The organism is Allomesorhizobium camelthorni (genome assembly GCF_011045125.1).
Lineage (GTDB): Bacteria > Pseudomonadota > Alphaproteobacteria > Rhizobiales > Rhizobiaceae > Allomesorhizobium > Allomesorhizobium camelthorni.
Genome location: NZ_JAAKZF010000094.1, coordinates 1 through 18,205, shown reverse-complemented (window position 1 = coordinate 18,205; position 18,205 = coordinate 1). Strand labels below are relative to the sequence as shown.

Annotated in this window: 18 protein-coding genes and 2 pseudogenes; 6 read left to right on the top strand and 14 right to left on the bottom strand. The window is 60.0% G+C overall.

Translation table 11 applies throughout. The features are described 5' to 3' along the window. Together G6N73_RS30655 and G6N73_RS30650 are read left to right on the top strand one after the other, a co-directional pair. A partial coding sequence (locus G6N73_RS30655; RefSeq protein WP_165033707.1) for a class II aldolase/adducin family protein occupies positions 1 to 531 on the top strand: 531 nt, incomplete at its 5' end. Positions 532 to 670: 139 nt separating this feature from the next. Next, positions 671 to 1,597 carry a 2-hydroxyacid dehydrogenase gene (locus tag G6N73_RS30650; RefSeq protein WP_165033706.1) on the top strand — a complete coding sequence of 309 codons (927 nt, stop codon included), beginning with the start codon at positions 671 to 673 and terminating at the stop codon, positions 1,595 to 1,597. Between the two features lie 53 nt (positions 1,598 to 1,650). Here the strand turns inward: G6N73_RS30650 and G6N73_RS30645 are convergent, their stop codons facing one another. Continuing rightward, positions 1,651 to 1,911 (bottom strand): P-loop NTPase family protein, encoded by a 261-nt coding sequence (locus tag G6N73_RS30645; protein ID WP_165033705.1) that lies wholly within the window; start codon positions 1,909 to 1,911, stop codon positions 1,651 to 1,653. Continuing rightward, positions 1,874 to 2,218, bottom strand: a complete 345-nt coding sequence (locus G6N73_RS38845) for a glycine betaine ABC transporter substrate-binding protein (protein WP_425484173.1) — start codon at positions 2,216 to 2,218, stop codon at positions 1,874 to 1,876. Before G6N73_RS38845 ends, G6N73_RS30645 begins: the two co-directional genes overlap by 38 nt. Positions 2,219 to 2,593: 375 nt before the next feature. Between G6N73_RS38845 and G6N73_RS30635 the strand changes: the two are divergent. Beyond that, positions 2,594 to 2,956, top strand: a pseudogene (locus G6N73_RS30635) (3-oxoacyl-ACP synthase); the annotation flags it as partial. 8 nt (positions 2,957 to 2,964) lie between these two features. On the opposite strand, the gene G6N73_RS30630 reads toward G6N73_RS30635, so the two are convergent. The 5 genes from G6N73_RS30630 to G6N73_RS30610 all read right to left on the bottom strand — a co-directional run bounded on the left by G6N73_RS30630 (position 2,965) and on the right by G6N73_RS30610 (position 8,694). Further along, positions 2,965 to 3,888 carry a flavin reductase gene (locus G6N73_RS30630; RefSeq protein ID WP_246252708.1) on the bottom strand — a complete coding sequence of 308 codons (924 nt, stop codon included), beginning with the start codon at positions 3,886 to 3,888 and terminating at the stop codon, positions 2,965 to 2,967. 128 nt (positions 3,889 to 4,016) lie between these two features. Continuing rightward, positions 4,017 to 5,450, bottom strand: coding sequence for an LLM class flavin-dependent oxidoreductase (locus tag G6N73_RS30625; protein ID WP_343044805.1), 1,434 nt, complete (start codon positions 5,448 to 5,450; stop codon positions 4,017 to 4,019). An 82-nt stretch (positions 5,451 to 5,532) separates the two neighbouring features. Continuing rightward, positions 5,533 to 6,531 carry a glycine betaine/L-proline ABC transporter substrate-binding protein ProX gene (proX, locus tag G6N73_RS30620; protein ID WP_165033703.1) on the bottom strand — a complete coding sequence of 333 codons (999 nt, stop codon included), beginning with the start codon at positions 6,529 to 6,531 and terminating at the stop codon, positions 5,533 to 5,535. 105 nt (positions 6,532 to 6,636) lie between these two features. After that, positions 6,637 to 7,608 carry an ABC transporter permease subunit gene (locus G6N73_RS30615; RefSeq protein ID WP_165033702.1) on the bottom strand — a complete coding sequence of 324 codons (972 nt, stop codon included), beginning with the start codon at positions 7,606 to 7,608 and terminating at the stop codon, positions 6,637 to 6,639. A gap of 42 nt (positions 7,609 to 7,650) precedes the next feature. After that, the gene (locus G6N73_RS30610; RefSeq protein ID WP_165033701.1) at positions 7,651 to 8,694 is read right to left on the bottom strand and encodes a quaternary amine ABC transporter ATP-binding protein; all 1,044 of its coding nucleotides are present in this window, start codon (positions 8,692 to 8,694) and stop codon (positions 7,651 to 7,653) included. Positions 8,695 to 8,813: 119 nt separating this feature from the next. Here G6N73_RS30610 and G6N73_RS30605 point away from each other — a divergent pair, with 119 nt between their 5' ends. Continuing rightward, positions 8,814 to 9,800: a LysR substrate-binding domain-containing protein gene (locus tag G6N73_RS30605; protein ID WP_246252707.1), complete on the top strand. Its 987-nt coding sequence runs from the start codon at positions 8,814 to 8,816 to the stop codon at positions 9,798 to 9,800. A 49-nt stretch (positions 9,801 to 9,849) separates the two neighbouring features. On the opposite strand, the gene G6N73_RS30600 is transcribed toward G6N73_RS30605, so the two are convergent. After that, positions 9,850 to 10,854, bottom strand: coding sequence for a GlxA family transcriptional regulator (locus G6N73_RS30600; protein ID WP_246252709.1), 1,005 nt, complete (start codon positions 10,852 to 10,854; stop codon positions 9,850 to 9,852). A 209-nt stretch (positions 10,855 to 11,063) separates the two neighbouring features. Here G6N73_RS30600 and G6N73_RS30595 point away from each other — a divergent pair, with 209 nt between their 5' ends. Next, positions 11,064 to 12,089, top strand: a complete 1,026-nt coding sequence (locus G6N73_RS30595) for a GlxA family transcriptional regulator (protein WP_165033700.1) — start codon at positions 11,064 to 11,066, stop codon at positions 12,087 to 12,089. 544 nt (positions 12,090 to 12,633) lie between these two features. Here the strand turns inward: G6N73_RS30595 and G6N73_RS37450 are convergent. Both G6N73_RS37450 and G6N73_RS37445 read right to left on the bottom strand, forming a co-directional pair. After that, entirely contained in the window at positions 12,634 to 12,828 is a 195-nt protein-coding gene (locus tag G6N73_RS37450) for a hypothetical protein (protein ID WP_246252706.1), read from the bottom strand. 9 nt (positions 12,829 to 12,837) lie between these two features. Next, the gene (locus tag G6N73_RS37445) at positions 12,838 to 13,089 is read right to left on the bottom strand and encodes an ABC transporter permease subunit (RefSeq protein ID WP_246252705.1); all 252 of its coding nucleotides are present in this window, start codon (positions 13,087 to 13,089) and stop codon (positions 12,838 to 12,840) included. An 869-nt stretch (positions 13,090 to 13,958) separates the two neighbouring features. Here G6N73_RS37445 and G6N73_RS30585 point away from each other — a divergent pair. Further along, entirely contained in the window at positions 13,959 to 14,330 is a 372-nt protein-coding gene (locus tag G6N73_RS30585) for a hypothetical protein (protein ID WP_165033699.1), read from the top strand. A 203-nt stretch (positions 14,331 to 14,533) separates the two neighbouring features. Here G6N73_RS30585 and panC read toward each other — a convergent pair whose 3' ends face one another. From panC to G6N73_RS30565, 4 genes and pseudogenes are all read right to left on the bottom strand, one after another. Further along, complete coding sequence (panC, locus tag G6N73_RS30580; RefSeq protein ID WP_165033698.1) at positions 14,534 to 15,412, bottom strand: pantoate--beta-alanine ligase; 879 nt, start codon at positions 15,410 to 15,412, stop codon at positions 14,534 to 14,536. Continuing rightward, positions 15,348 to 16,254 (bottom strand): annotated as a pseudogene (panB, locus tag G6N73_RS30575) (3-methyl-2-oxobutanoate hydroxymethyltransferase). Before panB ends, panC begins: the two are co-directional and overlap by 65 nt. A gap of 133 nt (positions 16,255 to 16,387) precedes the next feature. Continuing rightward, entirely contained in the window at positions 16,388 to 17,320 is a 933-nt protein-coding gene (locus tag G6N73_RS30570) for a DMT family transporter (protein WP_165033697.1), read from the bottom strand. 605 nt (positions 17,321 to 17,925) lie between these two features. Beyond that, positions 17,926 to 18,205, bottom strand: a 280-nt coding sequence (locus tag G6N73_RS30565) for a helix-turn-helix domain-containing protein (protein WP_165033696.1), incomplete at its 5' end; no start/stop codon positions are given.

Sequence of the window (18,205 nt, the reverse complement as noted above, 5' to 3'; positions counted from 1 at the left end):
GACGAACAGGGAAAGGTTCTGTACGGCCCTCCAGACGTCAATACGGCAGGTTTTGTAATCCATTCGGCGATCCACAACACCCATCACGACATGAAAGTCGTGTTCCACAGCCACGCGCCGGCAGGCCTCGCCATCACGGCGCTGCAGGACGGTCTGGAATTCCTGACCCAGGACGGCTCGATGCTCTGGGGCGACATCGGCTACCATGACTGGGAAGGACTGTCTCTGACGCTTGAGGAGCGGGATCGTCTTGCCAAGAACATGGAGGGCAAAAAGTGCCTGATCATGAAGAACCACGGGTTCCTCGCGGTCGGTGCGACCGCCGGTGAGGCCTTCATGAATCTTTATTACACGGTCCGCGCCTGCCGCGTGTTGATCGATGCCTATTCCACGGGCCTGAAGCTCGATAAGAGCACCGAGGAAATCTGGCGTCTGGCCCACCGCCAGTACGACGATTTCCCGCTTGGCAAATATGAGTGGCCGGCGCTGTTGCGCCAGTGCGATCGCGTTGATCCTTCGTACCGCTACTAAGTCAACAGCTGGAAACCTCGGCCGACGCTAGCCGGCGTTTCCAGCGCCCTTTCGTCTGCGGAAGCCTTTGCACGGGGTCGAACGACCAACCGCCCCTTCCGTGCGAGATGATTCTCCTCCAACGGGGGCACCCCGACCCATGACCATCCTGTTGAACAACCATGGCTACGACAACGAGAGCTGGCGCAAGGAAATCAGCCGCCAGCTTCCGGAATTGCCCGTCAAAGTGTTTGGAGAATCCATCGACCCTGACGAGGTCGTCTATGCGATGGTCTGGAACCATCCGGCCGGGGACCTCAAACGCTATCCCAACCTGAAGGCGATTTTTTCGCTCGGCGCCGGGGCAGAGCATTTCGTGGCAGATACAAGCTTGCCCGACGTTCCCGTGATCCTGCTCGCCGACCCGGCCGTCGCCCGTGACATGGCGGCCCACGCCCTCTACTGGGTGCTTACCTTCCACAGGCGCTATGGGGATTACCGCTCCCAACAGAAAGGCCGTGTCTGGCATCGCAAGCAAATCGTCCCCACGAGAGAGTTTCGCGCGGGGGTGTTCGGCCTGGGTCGCATCGGCACGGAAGTCGCCAGCCGCATCAGTGATTTTGGATATGCCGTGAGCGGGTGGGACCGCAGCAAGCGACAGATCGAAGGGGTGGACTGCTATCACGGGACGGATTCCCTCGCGGAGTTCTTGGGCAACACCGATGTGATCATCAATGCGCTGCCCCTCTCACACAAAACCCGCCATTTCCTGGATGCCAGTATCTTTGCCGCGATGCGTCAGGGTGGATTCTTTATCAACATTAGCCGCGGAGCGGTCGTCCATGACGAGTCGCTGCTCGAAGCCCTCGATCGCGGCCACCTTGCGGGCGCGGCATTGGATGCATTTGCCCAGGAGCCGCTTCCTGTCGAGCATCCATACTGGTCTCATCCGCGCGTGTTTGTGACACCACATATGTCTGGGGCGACGTTTGCATCCAGCGCAGCCGCCGTGATCGCAAACAATGTCCGCCGCCTCGAACTCGGGCTTGACGTCTTTCCGTTGTTCAACAGGGAAGCGGGCTACTAGGACCGCCGGCACAAGTATTTTTGGCACGAGAAGGTGCCACGCCGTATCTCCACTCAAATCGCGGCAGACCGAAACGCTGCGAAGGTACCCGATCCGGACAGACCCATGATCACAAAGACTTCGCCTTCGGCCACTTCGAAACTGACGTTCTGAATCGCGGGAACCAGACCGCGTTGCCGCAACAGTGCTGCCGCTGCGAGGGCGTCGTTTCCGGTCTCCAACAGCGCACGTCGCAGCTCTTTCCGGGCATTGGGGCCGTAGACCTGCCAGACGCCTTTACAGGAAACGGCTGGAGAGGAATTGGGCTGAGACATGCTCTGTGGCCTTACTTGATTGCTGCATCCACGATCGGCCGCCAAACGGAGATGTTCCATTGACCCATTCGGATGTCACCGCGTCGATCGCTCGCCCGTCGACGTCCACGGTGCCCATCAAACGCTGCTGTGCGTCGGTGGAAAGAGTGAAGCCTTTCAGGACTTCATACGCGGCTGGCCACTTGTCCTCGAACCCGGGCCAGACCGTTTTGAACACGCGCGTAGGAAGGAAGTCGCAATCTCCCGTCACGTCGGGATTGGGGACGTAGGCAGGATCGGAATAGAATTCCGGCGTGCCCCTTGGCAGATCGACAAATTTCAGATCGTAGTTCGAGACGGCCCAATGCGGTTGCCAGAAAACTGCGAGCTTCTCGAGATCACAAATGACTCATTGGTCTGGATTCTCCTGAAACATATCATCCAGGAGAACCTGATACTTCCGCCCCCAAACACGCTACGGGGGCCGCCTACGCGCTTACCTCCCATGACGGGTTGCGCAGGGTGTTCCGATGCATACCCGTCAACTCGGCCAGATTATCAGCTTCGCGGGCATTGGCCGTCAAGCCGCCCGCCTTAAGCTTAAGAGCCTCTTCGGGCAGGATCGGCAGAATCTCCACCTTGAAGCCATGCCATATCCGGCCGCTCGGCCTTGCCCCTGGCACCGTCGACAATGACCTTGGAGATGCGCTCCTGCAGCTTACGCAGATGGTTTGGCCATCATGCGCCGGGACGAAAAGTGGCGAACGTCGAAATCGAAAACAGTCTTTGCCTCGAACATGGCTGGATCGAGCGGCGCACCGGCATCCGTTCACGCTTCTGGGCAACGGAAGAGGACACGCTGTCCGGCCTTGCCGCGCATGCCGGCGACATGGCGCTGGAGAATGCCGGCACTGATCGCAGCGAAATCGGCTTGCTGCTCCTCGCCACCTCGACGCTCGACCACCTCCTGCCGCCGAGCGCGCCGCTGGTCGCGCACAGGCTCGGCCTTGGCCGCGCCGGCCCGGTCGATCTGACCGGCGCCTGCGCCGGCTTCATCTATGCGCTTAACCGCAATTAAAGGGCTGATTCACAACTGGCGTTTGCGAGCAATTTCGACAATGCGCTTGATGCGGCGTTCAACTCGCCCTGGGAGATTCCGGACATCTCCTCGGACTGAAAGTCGAGCCAACGCCTTTTGATGGCTTCGCGACGCTCGCGGCCCGCCTGGGTCAGCGTATAGTCGCCATTCCCGACGCGCACCACCTGGTCTTTAAGGCACAGTTCCGCCAGAGCGTCTTCCGCGTCGCGAATCCCGATATAGGTCTTCCTGGCGACCTCGTGCGCCGTGAGCCCGGGGCTGTCCTGCAGAATGGCCAGGATCCTTGCCACGGTACGGCTTAAACCCTCCGCGCGACGGTGTTCGTCGAACTTGGCGGAAAGTGCGTAATGCGCCTCGAAGAGAAGCGGAATCAAGGCGCTATCGACAGCAATCTGCGGCGGTGCCGACGTTCCGTTGGCCGCAGTGGTGGCGTCGACGTCGGGATGATCTGCCGCGACAACATAGCGGCCCTGGACGAACAGAAGCGGATCGCCACTGTAACGGCTGACCCGGCTCACACGCCCGATCATGATGACGTGATCGCCACCATCGTAAGCGGCTTCCTGCGAGCACTCTATATGTGCGACAGCCCCATCAAGCAGTGGAATGTCGTGATGACCATTGCGGCTTGGAACGCCGGTGAACTTATGCACGGCTGAACTGGAGAAATGCCGCGACAGCTCGATCTGGTCTTTGGACAAGATGTTGATGGCGAACCCCGGCGCGTCCTGAAAAGCGCCGAAGCTGCGGGATTGTCGGCTGATCGACCACAACACGAGCGGCGGTTCGAGGGACACGGACGCGACTGAATTCACGGTGACGCCGGCATTCTGTCCGTCGCTGCGCGTGGTAATGATCGCGACTCCCGTTCCGAATTGCCCGAGGCAGCGGCGGAACATGCGTAGATCGTCAGCCGGGTCGCCTGCTTCGATCGGCTGGTATACTCTCTCATTCATGGCTTACCTTTGCACTTGGCGGTCTGGCCGCTCGGGCCACCGCTTGTCGTCAGTCAGGCGAGTTCGGGTATTTAGGCGTACCGGCTCGCCGGTGTCGGAACGCCTAGGTTCTCGCGCAGGGTCCGGCCTTCGTATTCGGTCCTGAACCGACCCCTGCGACGCAATTCCGGAACAACGAATTCGACGAAGTCGTTGATGCCGTGCGGCAGATGGGTAGGCGTGACGTTGAAGCCATCCGCCGCGCCAGCCTCGACCCACGCCTCCATTTCATCGACGACGTCCTCAGCCGTACCGACCACGGTCTTGTGCTCCTGCGCCATGCCTATCTTCTTGTAGAGTTGGCGAATGCTCCAGCCGTTCTTTTGTGCGAGGTCGTAGTAGAGGCGTGCGCTGCTCTGCAGTCCGGCATGTCCTTCTCTTGGAAGCGGCACGGGGCCGTCGAGAGGTAGATGGGAAAGATCGCCGAACGAACGGTAGAGCAGCGACAGGCCAACCAATGGGTCGATCAATGATTCCAACTGGTGCAATTTGTCCTGTGCTTCCTGCCGCGTGCGGCCGACGATCGCCGTCAATCCAACCATGATCAGAAGGTCATCCGCGTGGCGGCCGAAATCGCGCATGCGCGACTTAACCGATGAGTAGTATTTCTGGGCATCCTCGAGATCTTGCTTCGCGGCAAACACTACGTCGGAATGTTGCGCCGCGATTCGCTGACCGATCTCCGACGTGCCGGCCTGAACGAGGATCGGTCGCCCTTGGGGCGAGCGCCGCACACTGAGAGGGCCACGCACCGAGAAGTGCTTGCCGACATGTCCCAGCACATGCATTTTCTCCTCGTCGTAGAAGATGCCGGAGTTTTTGTCGTGCACGAATGAGTCGGCGTCCCAGCTGTCCCAGAGGCCGGTTACGACGTCCACGAATTCTTCCGCGCGCTCATAGCGCGTTTCGTAATTCAGGTGTTCGCTGCGATTGAAGTTCCACGCCTCTTGATCGGACCAAGAGGTGACGATGTTCCACCCGGCGCGCCCACCGCTGATCTGGTCGATTGACCCGTATTTGCGAGCGATATGATAAGGCTCATTGTAAGTTGTGGAGGCTGTGGCGACGAGGCCGATGTTCTTTGTAAGCGGCGCCAGCGCCGAAAGCAGAGTCAGCGGTTCCAGCTCGACATTCTGGCGCGAGCGCGCAAGCGAGCCACGGGGCTCGTCATTCGACCGGATGCCGATGCCGTCCGCGAGGAAGACCATATCGAACTTGGCATTTTCTGCCGTTTTGACCACGTCGAGGAAGCATTCAAACACCGACGAGCCGTCCGGGAGAACTTCGGGATGCCGCCACGAGCCGAGGTGATATCCCAAGTAGCGCATCGAAAGGCCGAGCTTCATTTTCTTTTTCATGGCTGCTCCGATAAATTGGTTCTGATGGAGAGCGCTCGTGACCCGATCGGTGAATACTCGAAGGGTTGGACTATCCGCTCCCGCTTCGTCACAGGATTGGCCATTCAAGGCGCAATACGTCCAGGCGTGCGGCCGCGGTATGACACCGCACGTCCGGTCTTCAATACTTCGGACCGACGGACCTCCGAGTTTATTGAGCGGTCGCCGCTTCCTTGACCCAGGAATCGAACTGCGCCTGGTTCTTGGCCACCCAGTCGTGTGCCTGGTGGGTGATCTGTTCCGGCTTCTCTTCACCCTCATGCTGGCGAAGAATCACAGCGTTCACGTCATCGAGCGGGATTTTGACCAGCTCGAAGAATTTCTTTGCGGCGGGATTCTTGGCGAGGAACTGCTTGTTAGCCAGAATGTCGATGTCGTTGACCTTGAAGCCTGGATTCGAGCCGTCCGCCAAAGCGGTGTCGCTGCCGTCGGTCGCAGCCGAGAACGGTACGTCCAGTTGGATGACGTCACGGCCTGGCCGGAGCACCGATCCCACCCATTGCGGCGACCAAGTGTAGTAGAAGATCGGCTGGCCTGCCTGATAGCGCGTGATCGTGTCGGCGATCAGGGCAAAGTAGCTTCCCTGATTGTGGGAAACAGTATCGCGTAGCTTGTACGCATCTATCTGGTGTTCGATCTCGCGCTCGCATCCCCAGCCGGGATTGCAGCCGGTGAGGTTGGCTTTCCCGTCCCCGTCGCTATCGAACAGCTTGGCAATTTCGGGCGAAGCAAACTGATCGAGCTTGGTGATGCTGTTCTTTTCCGCCGTGGCCTTGTCGATGAAGTAGCCCTGCCCCGCGCCCGCGATCAGCACACCAACGCGCTCCAGTGTCTGGTCGCCGCCGGCTGCGTCGTAGAAACCCTGGTGGAGGGGAACCCAGTGGGTGGCCGTATAGTCCGCCTGACCTTGGCCGATTGCCAGATGCAGCGCCGGATAATCGGCTTCGAGCGCCGGCTTTACCTCGTAGCCGAGCGCTTCCAGGCCGAGCCGCACCACTTCATGTTGGAAGACGTGGCCGCTCTGACCGGTCGTGATCGGCTGAACGGTTTTCCCTTCACCAGGCATCTGTGCATAGCCGGTGGTTACGCCTGCCGTGAGCAGCGCGACACAGACCGATAGATTGCGCACTATGCTTGTTCTCATGTTCATTGACAGTTCCCCTTTTTGTTAAATTTGGTTGACGCTTGGTCCACTATCGGAATTGACTTGTGGGTTGTAAACGCCACAAAAACTACCTTCCATGTAAAGCAAGACTTACTCTTCTTGTTGCGGCAAGCGCGCCGGCACCGTCCTGCTGGCGGGTATCAGCGCCATCAGGCGTCTGACCGCGCCGACGGGACCGGTCTCCTTCCAACCTTTGTGGGCGCGGTCGCGCGCAGACCTGCCAAGGCCTTGCGAAATGCGGTCGATGACCATCGCCGTCAGCACGATGCCAAGGCCGCCCGTGGTCGCGAGCGCAATATCGAGCCGTCCGATCCCCCGCAGCACCATCTGGCCAAGGCCTGTCACGGAGATCATCGACGCTATCACGCTCATCGACAGCGACAGCATGATCGTCTGGTTGACGCCGGTCATGATCGCCGGGCGTGCTAGCGGCAATTGCACGTTGAGGAGCGTCTGCAGCCGGCTGGCTCCAAATGCCGTTGAAGCCTCCACAAGGTCTTCGCGCACCTGCCTGATGCCGAGATTGGTGAGCCTCACCACTGGCGCCAGAGCATAGATGATCGTCACGATAACGCCAGAGACGTTACCGATGCCGAACAGCATGACGATCGGGACGAGATAGACGAAAGAGGGAATGGTCTGGAGGAAATCGAGCGCGGGCCGCAGGACCTTCTCGAAGAGGTCGTTCTGCGCAGCCAAGATGCCAAGAGGTATCCCGGTGACGCAGCAGAAGAACACAGCGGTCAGCACGATGGCGAGCGTCGTCATCGCCTCCGGCCATGCGCCGATCGAGCCGATCGCGAACAGGGCCGCGGCGACGAATACCGCAGTTCTCATGCCCGCGACCTGCCACGCCAGCAGGAATGCGCATCCGATGAAAACCAGCGGCGGGCAACCGCGAAGCCCGGCCTCGATGCCGGAGAGGATGAAATCAATCGGGAGCTTAATGTTCTGGAACACGTAACGAAAATTCGTGACGATCCATTTGGTCGCCTCGGAAGCCCATTCGCCGACGGGAATAGTGAACATCTGAAACGGATCAGAAAAATCGAAGGTTTCCATTTGTGTTCCCTGCTGTTCTTTTTATGGGATCGGTACCGCCAGTCAGGCGATCGGCTCGGCCGTGCGCAATGCACCGAGCAGGGTGTATGGGTCGATCAGGCCGACGATCGCATCGTCTCTGACGACACCGATTGGTTGGCGCACCGCCGCGATCTTCTCGATGACATGCTGCAGGCTCGCATCCCAGGGGACGCAATGTTCGGGACGCCTGTTTGTCGCGAGTTCGGTCTCCGTCAGCGAATTCATCACCGCATCGGCCTTCAGAAACTGGCTGCGCGCCAGCGGCCGGACGAAGTCGGCGACATAGTCGTTGGCCGGATTGAGAATAATGTCCTCGCGCGTGCCGACCTGGACGATCTCGCCATCCCTCATGATCGCGATGCGGTCGCCGAGGCGTATTGCCTCGTCGAGGTCGTGGGTGACGAACAGCGTCGTCTTGTGCAGCCTCTGCGAAAGATCGAGGAATTGTGTCTGAAGATCGCGGCGGATCAGCGGATCGAGCGCGCTGAACGGCTCGTCCATCAGCAGGATGTCGGGATCGGAGGCGAGAGCGCGAGCGAGCCCGACGCGCTGCTGCATGCCGCCAGAAAGCTCGTCTGGATAATGCTCTTCCCACCCGTCGAGCTTCATCATCGCCAGCATCTCGGCGGCGATGCGCCGACGCTCCTTCTTCGCAATCCCCTGAATTTCCAGTCCGTAGGCAACATTGTCCTGCAGGCTGCGGTGCGGCCACAGTGCCATGTGCTGAAACACCATGCCGATGGTCTTCGAACGCAGTCGGCTGAGCGCCTTCTTATCCATGTCGGCGGTGTCGGCGCCGCCGACGCTGATGCGGCCAGCGGTCGGCTCTATCAGCCGGTTGATATGCCGTAGCAGGGTTGACTTGCCGCTGCCGGACAAACCCATGATGCAGAAGAGTTCGCCGCGGCGGATCTTCAGCGAAACATCCGCGACGCCGACAATATGGTTCAAACGGTGCTTGGTTGAGTTCTTGTCCAGCGCCTGGTTGCGGATCGCCTGCAATGCGGTCTTTCCGTCGGGTCCGAAAATCTTCCAGACGCCCTCGCACTCAATGTGCCACTCCATTCCCGCTCCTTGTTGAAAGCGCTTGCTCCGCTTTGAAATAAGCCGATGCAAAGCCCTATTCGGCTCGACTCTGGATCGCAAACCATGAGCCGAAAACGTGCCCGACACGATCGCCATTCTTGGACATTAGAGATGCCTGCCTGCTTTTCAACTTGAGAAATGCCTACGCCATCGTTAAGCTGAGCTTTATGCAAAGGCTTCGTTCCACCCTGCCTTCCCCCAATCTTTTGGTGTCGTTTGAGGCTGCCGGGCGGCTACTTAGTTTTACGCGTGCGGCAACCGAACTGAACGTCACGCGGGTTGCCGTCAGCCAGCAGATCAGAGCTTTGGAAGACTTTCTGGGCGTGCCGCTCTTCCACCGCCTGCATCGCGCGTTGAGCCTGACACAGGTGGGCGAACGCTATCATCGCGCGATCTCGGGCGCGTTGGAGCAGGCGGTGCGCGCGACCGCAGAGATCAGCAAGCATGCCGACAAGAATATGGTCAATGTGACTGCCACAGCCGGCTTCACGACCTACTGGCTGATGCCAAATATCGGCGGGTTCCGGCAGAAACATCCTGAAATTGAGCTTCGATTTGTGATTTCGGACCGTTATCTCGACTTGGTCGAGGAGAACATCGATGTTGCGATACGCTATGGCACCCCGCCGTTCAGCAATGTCAATGCGGATCACCTTGTCCGCGAAGTAATAGCGCCGACGTGCGCCGGGGACTTTGTACAGTCCGGTCAGCAACTCCCCCCTGAGGACATGGCTCGGCATCCGTTGATCCATTTGGACGGGCCTTACGAGGAGCAGACGCGCTGGTCGCATTGGTTCCGCACCCAGGGCTTGGAGTGGCGGGCGTCGCAAGGCGGCATCACCGTCAACACCTATACGAACTTGGTTCAGGCAGTGCTCGACGGACAGGGTTTCGCCCTAATCGGTATGCCCCTCATCGCGCGCTTTCTGGCGTCAGGTTCGCTCGTCCAGCCGGTCCTGGCGCCGGCCGTGTTGCGTCACTCATTCTACCTTGTAACCCCGAACAACCACCGGCCTTCAAAAGCGGCCAGCGCTTTCTGCGATTGGGTTCGCCGCGCCTTTGACGCCACGGCGAATCCGGATTAGGAGCCGAGAAGGCGCCAGATGTAGCACCTGAATCTCGCCCTATCCGTGTCTACGCCGCTTCCACGAAAGTCTGTCCGGGCAGTTTGACGTTAGCAATTGCCGGACCGGCTGCCACGGGGTGCTGCGCTGGCCGAAGCCTAGTTTTGCGAGCTTCCTGAGGCGAGGTGCCGTTCGTCTCTCGGTAGCACTTGGAGAAGTGTGAGGCCGAAATAAAGCCGCAGGCAACGGCGATATCCACGATCGGCATGGTCGATTGCGTGAGCAGCAGCCTAGCCCGCTCGAGCCGCAACTGGCGATAGTAGCGGACCGGCGAGCAATCGAGTTCGCGCCGGAACAGCCTCTCGATCTGGCGGCGGGACAGGTCGAGACTGGCGGCGAGGTCGTCCATGGACAACAGTTCCGTCAGGTGTAGCTCCATTAGTTGGATCGCTTTGATAACCGTCTCATTCAATATTCCGCACCGGCGCGACAAAGGCAGCCGTTGACGCTCGCCGGGCGCCCGCACTCGCTCGACCAATGCCAGCTCGCAGATGCCGGCCGCCGTCTGCTCGCCGAACTCCCGCTCGATCAGGTGCAGCATCATGTCGAACGGGGCCGAGCCGCCGGCACAGGTCCAGATCCCGCCATCGATCTCATAAATGCTGGTATTTGGAACGGTGCCGCTGAATCGTTCGGCAAAGCCCGGCAGCTTCTCCCAGTGAATCGTGCAACGCTTATTGGCCAGCAGTCCCGCCTTGGCGAGTACGTAGGTGCCCGTTCCGAGTGCTCCCACGTCGATCCCCCGATGCTTGCATTCACGCAGCCACGCTTCCAGAGATTTGTTGGAGTATTCTTCCACATTCTCGTCCGCGCAGATGATCGCCATGGACGGCCGGTCCGTGCCGAACAGGCACTTGCGCTCCAACGCCAAGTAGCTGTCGGTCGGCATGGAAAGACCGCAGCTTGCGCGAACCGTTCCACCGCCGTCGGAAACCAGACGCCAGTTAAATGCCTTGTAGCCGAGCACACGATTGGCGAGTCGCAGCGCCTCGATCGCCGAGGTGAAAGCCAGCATCGTGAAATCCGGAACGAGATAAAAGGCGAAGACGATTGGCCCGGCATGGGCCGCATTCGTAGGAGTGCGTTTCGACAAGAATGGCTGCTGCGCTGTCATTCGAGCATTCCCCATGTGACGATGATTGGCGACCGCCACTATTGACCTCATCCAAATATTCGAAAAGAATAATCGCGACATTTCGGCCTAAGATTTGAGACAACCGCAACATGATCCTTAGCCGCGCTTTGAGGCCTCAGCTTGGACGGCGGGGCGACGCTGCTCCCCGTCTCTCGGTCGGGTTTCTGCTCTTAAAGCGCTTCACCCTAAGCGCCTTCGCCAACTTCATCGACGTTTTGCGTCTCGCCGCTGACGAAGGGGACAGGAGCCGCCCGATCCGTTGCCAGTGGCGCGTTATCTCCGCTGATTTGAGCGCCGTCTATTCGAGCTGCGGCATCGCGATTCGGCCGCACGAACTGATCGGCAACCTGAACCGGTTCGACTACATCGTCGTGGTTGGCGGATTGATCGACGATCAGATGCAATGGATCGACGAGCAACTCGACGGAAATCTGCGCCAAGCTGCTGCGCTGGGCATACCGCTCGTTGGCCTTTGCACCGGCTCGTTCATCCTGCATCGGGCCGGGCTGATGGACGGCTATCGCTGTTGCGTCAGCTGGTTCCACGACTCGGATTTCCTACGCCGTTTCGACGGACTGAAACCGGTCTCCAATCAGATCTTCGTCGTTGACCGGGATCGGCTGACATGTTCGGGTGGGGCAAGCACCGCGCATCTTGCAGCCTTTCTGGTCGAGCGTCACCTCGGCAAGGCGCCGGCGGCGAAAAGCTTGCGGATCATGATGTTCGACGAGGCCGCGGCCGCGGAATCACCGCAGCCGGCCATATGCCTCGACGTTCCCGTCCGGGACCAGATCGTCAAGAAGGCTCTGTTACTTATGCAGCAGCACCTCGATGTACCACTTTCGATCGAGCAGATCGCGGCACATATGCAGATCAACAAAAGACGCATTGAACGACGGTTTCGCCTCGCGCTGAAAATGTCACCCCTAGAGGCCTACACGCAGATACGCCTGGAGCACGCCCGTCATCTACTGGCGGAAACCGGCAAACCCGTTGCCGCGATCGCGGCCGAGAGCGGATATTGCGATTCGTCACACTTGGGACGCCTTTTTCAACGGAGATATGGTGTGACGCCGCGTGAATTTCGCAGCGGTCGCCAGGCGCTGATGAAGTGACCGCATCGGTTTTTTTCACGGTTGTTTATGCGGCCGATGAGTTCGAGGCCGAAACAATGGCGTCTCGATTGTAAATCGGCACGACTGCGGGGCCCCACCCGCCACTGAGGGTTAATGGCTTATCGTGCCGATCGGCGGAGGCCTCACATGATGGGGTCGCCGTCTGCGGAAACCACCCGTTATCCGTACGCCTCGCAGGCCTGATTGGCGAGGCGTAACGCTTCAATCGCGGAGGAGAACGCAGTCGGGAACGAGATAGAAAGCGAATATCGTCCGGTCGTCGGCGCCGATGCCTCGGACCTGTAGAACAAAGCGGCAGGTTCATCGCTCTTGGACCATTTCTCAATTTGCGCATCCAGGGTGTTGAGGGATGGCTCGACGCGCTGACGAGGGCAACGCCCAGGCATCAGGCCATAACTGCCGTTGTGCGACAGCCGCAGCGAGGACAACAGCCACGATCATCGGGAGACGACCCCAGGTTAGCCACGCCATAACGGGCGTCGGGCCATTCGGGCGTCCTTAGGCAAATCCCAGCGTCAGCCGGTCAATCATGATCCAACATAGCGATGACCAGTCCCGACAGAATGCTTTGCCCGAATTCGGCTTTGCGCATTGAGGAAAGAACCTCCCAGCCGATATCTTGGAAGCCCCCGATGATGGCAGCGACGATCACCATGGAGAGGGCGGCCATTGTGGTCTGGTTGAAGCCGATTAGGATTTGCGGCAATGCCGTCGGCACCTCGACCTTTCAGAACTGCTGCCGACGCGTGCAACCGCCCATCAGTCCGGATTCCCGGATGTCGCTCGGTACGCGATCGAGGCCCAGCATGGTGTTTCTCACCATGGGCGGCGTCGCATAGATCGCACTCGCGATCAGGCCGACCACCGGTCCAAAGCCGAACAGCAGCAGCAGCGGAATCAGGTAGGCGAATGCAGGCACCGTCTGCATGAGATCGAGCAGCGCCAGCAGCGTGGGCCGGAACAGGATATCGGTAGCCAAGCACGCCAAGCGCAAAACCGAGACCTACTGAAATCGGCACGGCCAGAAGCACCAGCGACGGGGTGTTCATGCTTTGCGGGCAATACCCGGCCAAAATCATGTAACTGAACCAAGAGCGCCAGCCGGCCTCCCCCGACTTTAATGACAGGGCGACGACGTCATGCCATGGTAACCGGCCATGGCAGCCAAGCCAAGGCCGGCTTGCATGGCACGCATTGGTACGTCGAGCAGCGCCGAGATGCTCCGGAAGAACGGCTGGATTTCTCTCTGTATCCGTATTCCCGGCTCGGCGCTTGGCCTTTCCTGTTCGGGTTTCCTTGCCCGCACATCGCGAGGCCATCCCCGGCAGCCGCGAAGAGCGAAGGCGGCAAGGGCGCGACTGGCAACTGATGAAATTGGTAGCGAGGCGTTGCTAACCAGCCGCGCGCAGTCTCCCTTGCCGCCGCCCGCTCGCAAGCGGCAGGGAAGGCCGACTCAAGAGCCGGCCCGATCTCGTACGGATCGAACTCGTGGGTGATTGAGACCTCGGCATCCTCGAGCTCGTTGCTTGGCTGGATGCCGTTTCCCGACTCTACATTCTGTCTTATCGCTGTGACGTTTGCCGCACAGGATCGACGTTGACGACATCCTTCCCTCTCGTGAGGTGAGGCGATTTTCCAAGGCCATTGCACGCTAGAGTGACAGCACTTCGCCGCGTGCGGGGCAGGGAAGGACAGGAGGCCATGGCAAAGGCTGAAACGCGGTAGAGACGGCGCAGACCGTCGCGCTCTTCAAAAGAGACCATTCTCCAGAGGGGATCGTCATAATCGATCCAGCGGTCGGGAGGCTCGGCCGGCTGAAAGAGGACTATGGCAATGTGCGGTCAGGAGATGGATGGCATGATCCACGCCAGGCACCTGCACGGATCACCTCCCAAAAATGGCGGGCCGGTTCCGGAATCGAGCCGCCGTCGCGACATTTTCGCGGCCGTGGAGGCTTCGCTGTCTGCTGTCCGCAGGGCGAACCGCGCAGCAGATGAGAGCCAGCGGGTGCACCATGCGCCCGAACCGCGTGCGACGACGAACACGATCTTTGATGCTCTCTACGACAAACATCAGCGGCATCGCGAACCGCTGTTCGAGGCGCTACGCCGGTTCGATGTAGCGCGGAGGCGCTGCGGTCGATTCGCGGCCGGGTTGGCCGAAGCCGATGGCCCGGCGTATCTCATACGTACCGCGACGGTGATCAGCGCCAAAGGTTGACCCCAAGCTGATCGCCATAAAGTGACAGCCAAATATGACCGAAACGACCGCGTTCTCGCAATTGACTGCCAAGTGACACCCGTGCTCGTCCTTGCGGTTGCCTTCGAGCGTCATATGATGGCGAGGTGTGGGGTGTTGCCAAGTTTAGTCCAATTCGCCCCACGCACCACTCGGTTCGAAGTGATGGTCGGTCGTGATCCGTCTCAAGCCGCTGTGCGCGTGATGGCTCCTGGCCCCGACGGCACCTCGACATTGTCGATCAGCCGCGTCTCGCCAAGCCAGGCGGCCGCGAGCATGCGTCCGGGTCTATCAAGTGGGCGCAATGGCGCCAGATCCTCCTCGGCCCGCAGCTCGAGATACTCCACCCGGGCGTAGCCTGCCGCGGCAATCGCCGACCGCGCCTCGACTAGCGTCGCATCGACCGGCGCTCCGCCGGCGATGCGTGCAGCCGCCTCGAACAGGATCGCTGCAAGCTTGGGTGCGACCTGCCGCTGTGATCGCGACAAGCGCAGGTTACGCGAGGAGAGCGCAAGCCCGTCGGATTCACGGACGGTAGGACACAGGACGATCTCGATGGGAATGTCCAGATCACGCGCCATGCGCCGCACCACGTGCAGCTGCTGGAAATCTTTCTCGCCGAAGAAGGCGAGATCGGCGCCGGTCTGCAGGAGGAGTTTTGCCACCACGGTAGCTACCCCTTCAAAATGCCCTGGACGGAACGCGCCGCACAGACCTTCGCTGAGGCCGTTCACGGCAACAGTAGTGGCGAACCCCTCTGGGTACATCTCGATGCCGTCCGGTATATAAAGCAGGTGGACGCCCAGCGACGCCAGCTTGGCGGCATCCTCGTCTTCGGTGCGCGGATAGGCGGCGAGATCGGCCTGGCTGTTGAACTGCTTCGGATTGACGAAGAGCGTCACGATCACCCGGTCGGCGCGCTCCAGTGCAGTGCGCGCCAGGCTGAGATGGCCCTCATGCAGGGCGCCCATGGTCGGCACCACGGCAACTCGCAACCCCTCATCGTGCCAGCGCGCCACTGTCTTGCGGAGCTCCGCGACAGTGCGGACGATCGGTACAGTCATGTCGTTTTTCCTTTTCTGACTGCCTTGGGCGTGTCGCCATATATATATGCTCGGCGGACGGAAAGCGCTGCTCCCTCACTTCTCGTGCGTAGTCCGCGATCGCCGCGTCGGCGGCCTGCCCGAGCTCGGCGTAGCGCTTGACGAATTTCGGGCGGAAGTCGCTAAAGAGGCCTAGCATGTCGTCGACCACCAGAATCTGGCCGTCGCAGGCCGGCGAAGCCCCGATGCCGATCGTCGGGATGGGGATTTCTGCGGTGATCCGGCGGGCGAGCGCTTCAGGGACCTTCTCCAGCACGATCGCGAAGGCGCCCGCCCCGACCACGGCATGGGCATCGCGCCGGATGCGCTCGGCATCCTCGCCTCTGCCCTGCACGCGGTAGCCGCCGAAGATGTTGACCGCCTGCGGCGTTAAGCCGACGTGGGCCATGACAGGCACGCCACGCGCTGTGAGGAAGAGGATCGTCTCTGCCACCGTCTCACCGCCTTCGAGCTTGACCGCCGCGCAGCCAGTTTCGGCCAAGACGCGCGCGGCTGCGGAAAGCCTGCTCGGGGCTTTCCTCGTAGGAACCGAACGGCATTTCGACGACCATCAGCGCCCGTTTAATGCCGCGTCGAACGGCTTGGCCGTGCATGATCATCATCTTCAGCGTCACGCCGAGCGTCGAGGGCAGGCCGTGGAGAACCATGCCGACGCTGTCGCCGACAAGAACAATGTCCCCGTGTCGATCAACCAGCTTCGCGATCGGCGTCGTATATGCAGTCAGGCAGACGAGTGGCGTTCCGCCCTTTCGCGAACGAATATCCGACGGTGTGATCGTCTTGGTGTCACCAACTGCACTCAATAGAGTATGACTCCTTCCCCAACGTTACCAATCCGCGGGTTTCGCGTTTGGCACACTTCTGTTCAGGTGCGAAGTGCCAAAATCGCTACGGCGCATGGTGTTGACGCGCCGACGGTTATCGTGGAGAACCAAATTAAGTCGGTTCAGCTGCATTCTCAGCGGAGCTCTGCCCAATCAGTGCGAACAACCCGGCTCCACAGATTAGGGCTGCCCCGAGGACGGTAGTGAACCTCGGCACTTCATCGAAGAACAGCAGCCCCCACAATGGAACCCAAATGATGGCGCTGTACTCGAAGACGGCGACGTTGCCCGCTGGGGCAAGTCGGTAAGCCTGGGAAAGCAATGTCATTCCGGCAGATGCGATCACGCCACAGCCGGCCATCAGCAACGCATCGTTGAGCGTTGGCCAGACCCATGGGCGCATAAGAAAGGTAAGACTCGGGTGACCAGCATCTTCAAGGCCGCCTAAGCTCACGAGCGCCGCCAGCGCGGGCGCGCCAATGAGCAAGGCCAAGTTCTGATAGAAGGTCATAACCGCGGCGCCCTCGCTGTCGCCAAGTTTCCTCGCTAGTATCTGGGCAGATGAGTACAGCGCTGCAGCCAAGAGGGTCAACGCAGCTGCCCATTCGAAGACTGCAAGACCCGGTTGGAGCGTGATGATCACGCCGACCAAACCCACCACCAGAGCGATCAAGGTGGCTCGGTGAGGTCGCTCACCGAGGAAAAGAATTCCGAGCCCTGCAATGATGAGCGGAGCGACAAAAAAGAGCGCGACAGCATCGGCCAGAGGCAGCGCTGCGATCGAGAGATAGTAGAAAAGGTATGCACCTAGGAGGATCACAGCACGAATAGTCAGCAGCCCGGCACGCTTGGAAAAAAGAGACCGAATACTCGCGGTCGCGAGTACCAGTACCAGCAGTATGGGCAATGTGACAATTGATCGAACCGTCATCGCTTGCGTGACGGGATACGTGTCCGAGAGCCCTTTCAGGACCGCGTCCTGCAGCGAGAAGACGAAAACGCCCAGGCAGAGAAAGCCTGTGGCTGCTAGGGAATTCTTATGCATGGGTTGCTCCGCGTGAGACGACGCAGCTAGCGCCGATTAGGTGGTCTCGTTAGGGCGTGCACAGCCGCACTTGTAATCCACAACGTCGGCCCCACCCCACGGCCGGGTACCTCCTTCGACCGGGCCGGTATTGGGCAACACCTCAAGGACTCAAGGATTTAGTTGCTAGAGACTTCGCCGCGTCAGCAAATTGTAAGCGGTGGTTTACAGTTTGAAGACAAGCGCCTTCATTCGGACGGTTCAGTGCAGACGCTATCATGTGCGCCAGGCCCGACAGTCGCGCAAAAAACTCATCTGCCGCATGACATTATTTCGACTTTCGGCTGACCTTCCCAGGATGTAGTGGATGGCCACCGCAGCCTGCAACATCGGTCGTCGACTTCGAGCGGCCACGCGAGCCGCAGTGCCAAGCGTGGTGGCCCTACCGGTGCACCTCCCCACCGGCAGGGCTTTTTTGACCCCGGAAGAGGCAATTGCACCACCTCAACAATTTGGTCCAGTATGCAGATCGATCACCGGCATTTGTGCTATGCCACTGCTGCCGCGCATCGTGGCACCTCCGGCGCTATAATATGATTTTGTGGAATAGGACCCTGTTTGAGGGGTCATTTACATCCAAACTGGTTCCCGCTACCCGACGCCGGTTCCTGGCTATTACGGTGCCGTGGGCCGCGATGCAAGGACAGCGATTCCCCGTGCTGCGACCTGAACTCTTGAGGCGTCCGCAGGTACTGAAGACGAAAGACGCGGCTCAGATGCGAGCCGTCGCAGAAGCCACATTCCAGCGCGATGCTTGAAATCGACCTGTCGGTTCTGAGCAGAAGATGGCGTGCATGATCGAGCCGTATCTGCGTGTAGACCGCCTGCGGAGAGGTACCAAGTTCA

Coding starts and splice junctions, on each gene's coding strand:
- proX (WP_165033703.1), bottom strand. CDS start 6,531: ATGAACATGAGAACAAGCATAGTGCGCAATCTATCGGTCTGTGTCGCG.
- G6N73_RS30600 (WP_246252709.1), bottom strand. CDS start 10,854: ATGCTGGCTTTCACCTCGGCGATCGAGGCGCTGCGACTCGCCAATCGT.
- G6N73_RS30615 (WP_165033702.1), bottom strand. CDS start 7,608: ATGGAAACCTTCGATTTTTCTGATCCGTTTCAGATGTTCACTATTCCC.
- G6N73_RS30570 (WP_165033697.1), bottom strand. CDS start 17,320: ATGCATAAGAATTCCCTAGCAGCCACAGGCTTTCTCTGCCTGGGCGTT.
- G6N73_RS30595 (WP_165033700.1), top strand. CDS start 11,064: ATGATCCTTAGCCGCGCTTTGAGGCCTCAGCTTGGACGGCGGGGCGAC.
- panC (WP_165033698.1), bottom strand. CDS start 15,412: ATGACTGTACCGATCGTCCGCACTGTCGCGGAGCTCCGCAAGACAGTG.
- G6N73_RS30630 (WP_246252708.1), bottom strand. CDS start 3,888: ATGTTCCGCCGCTGCCTCGGGCAATTCGGAACGGGAGTCGCGATCATT.
- G6N73_RS30585 (WP_165033699.1), top strand. CDS start 13,959: ATGGATGGCATGATCCACGCCAGGCACCTGCACGGATCACCTCCCAAA.
- G6N73_RS30650 (WP_165033706.1), top strand. CDS start 671: ATGACCATCCTGTTGAACAACCATGGCTACGACAACGAGAGCTGGCGC.
- G6N73_RS30645 (WP_165033705.1), bottom strand. CDS start 1,911: ATGTCTCAGCCCAATTCCTCTCCAGCCGTTTCCTGTAAAGGCGTCTGG.
- G6N73_RS30610 (WP_165033701.1), bottom strand. CDS start 8,694: ATGGAGTGGCACATTGAGTGCGAGGGCGTCTGGAAGATTTTCGGACCC.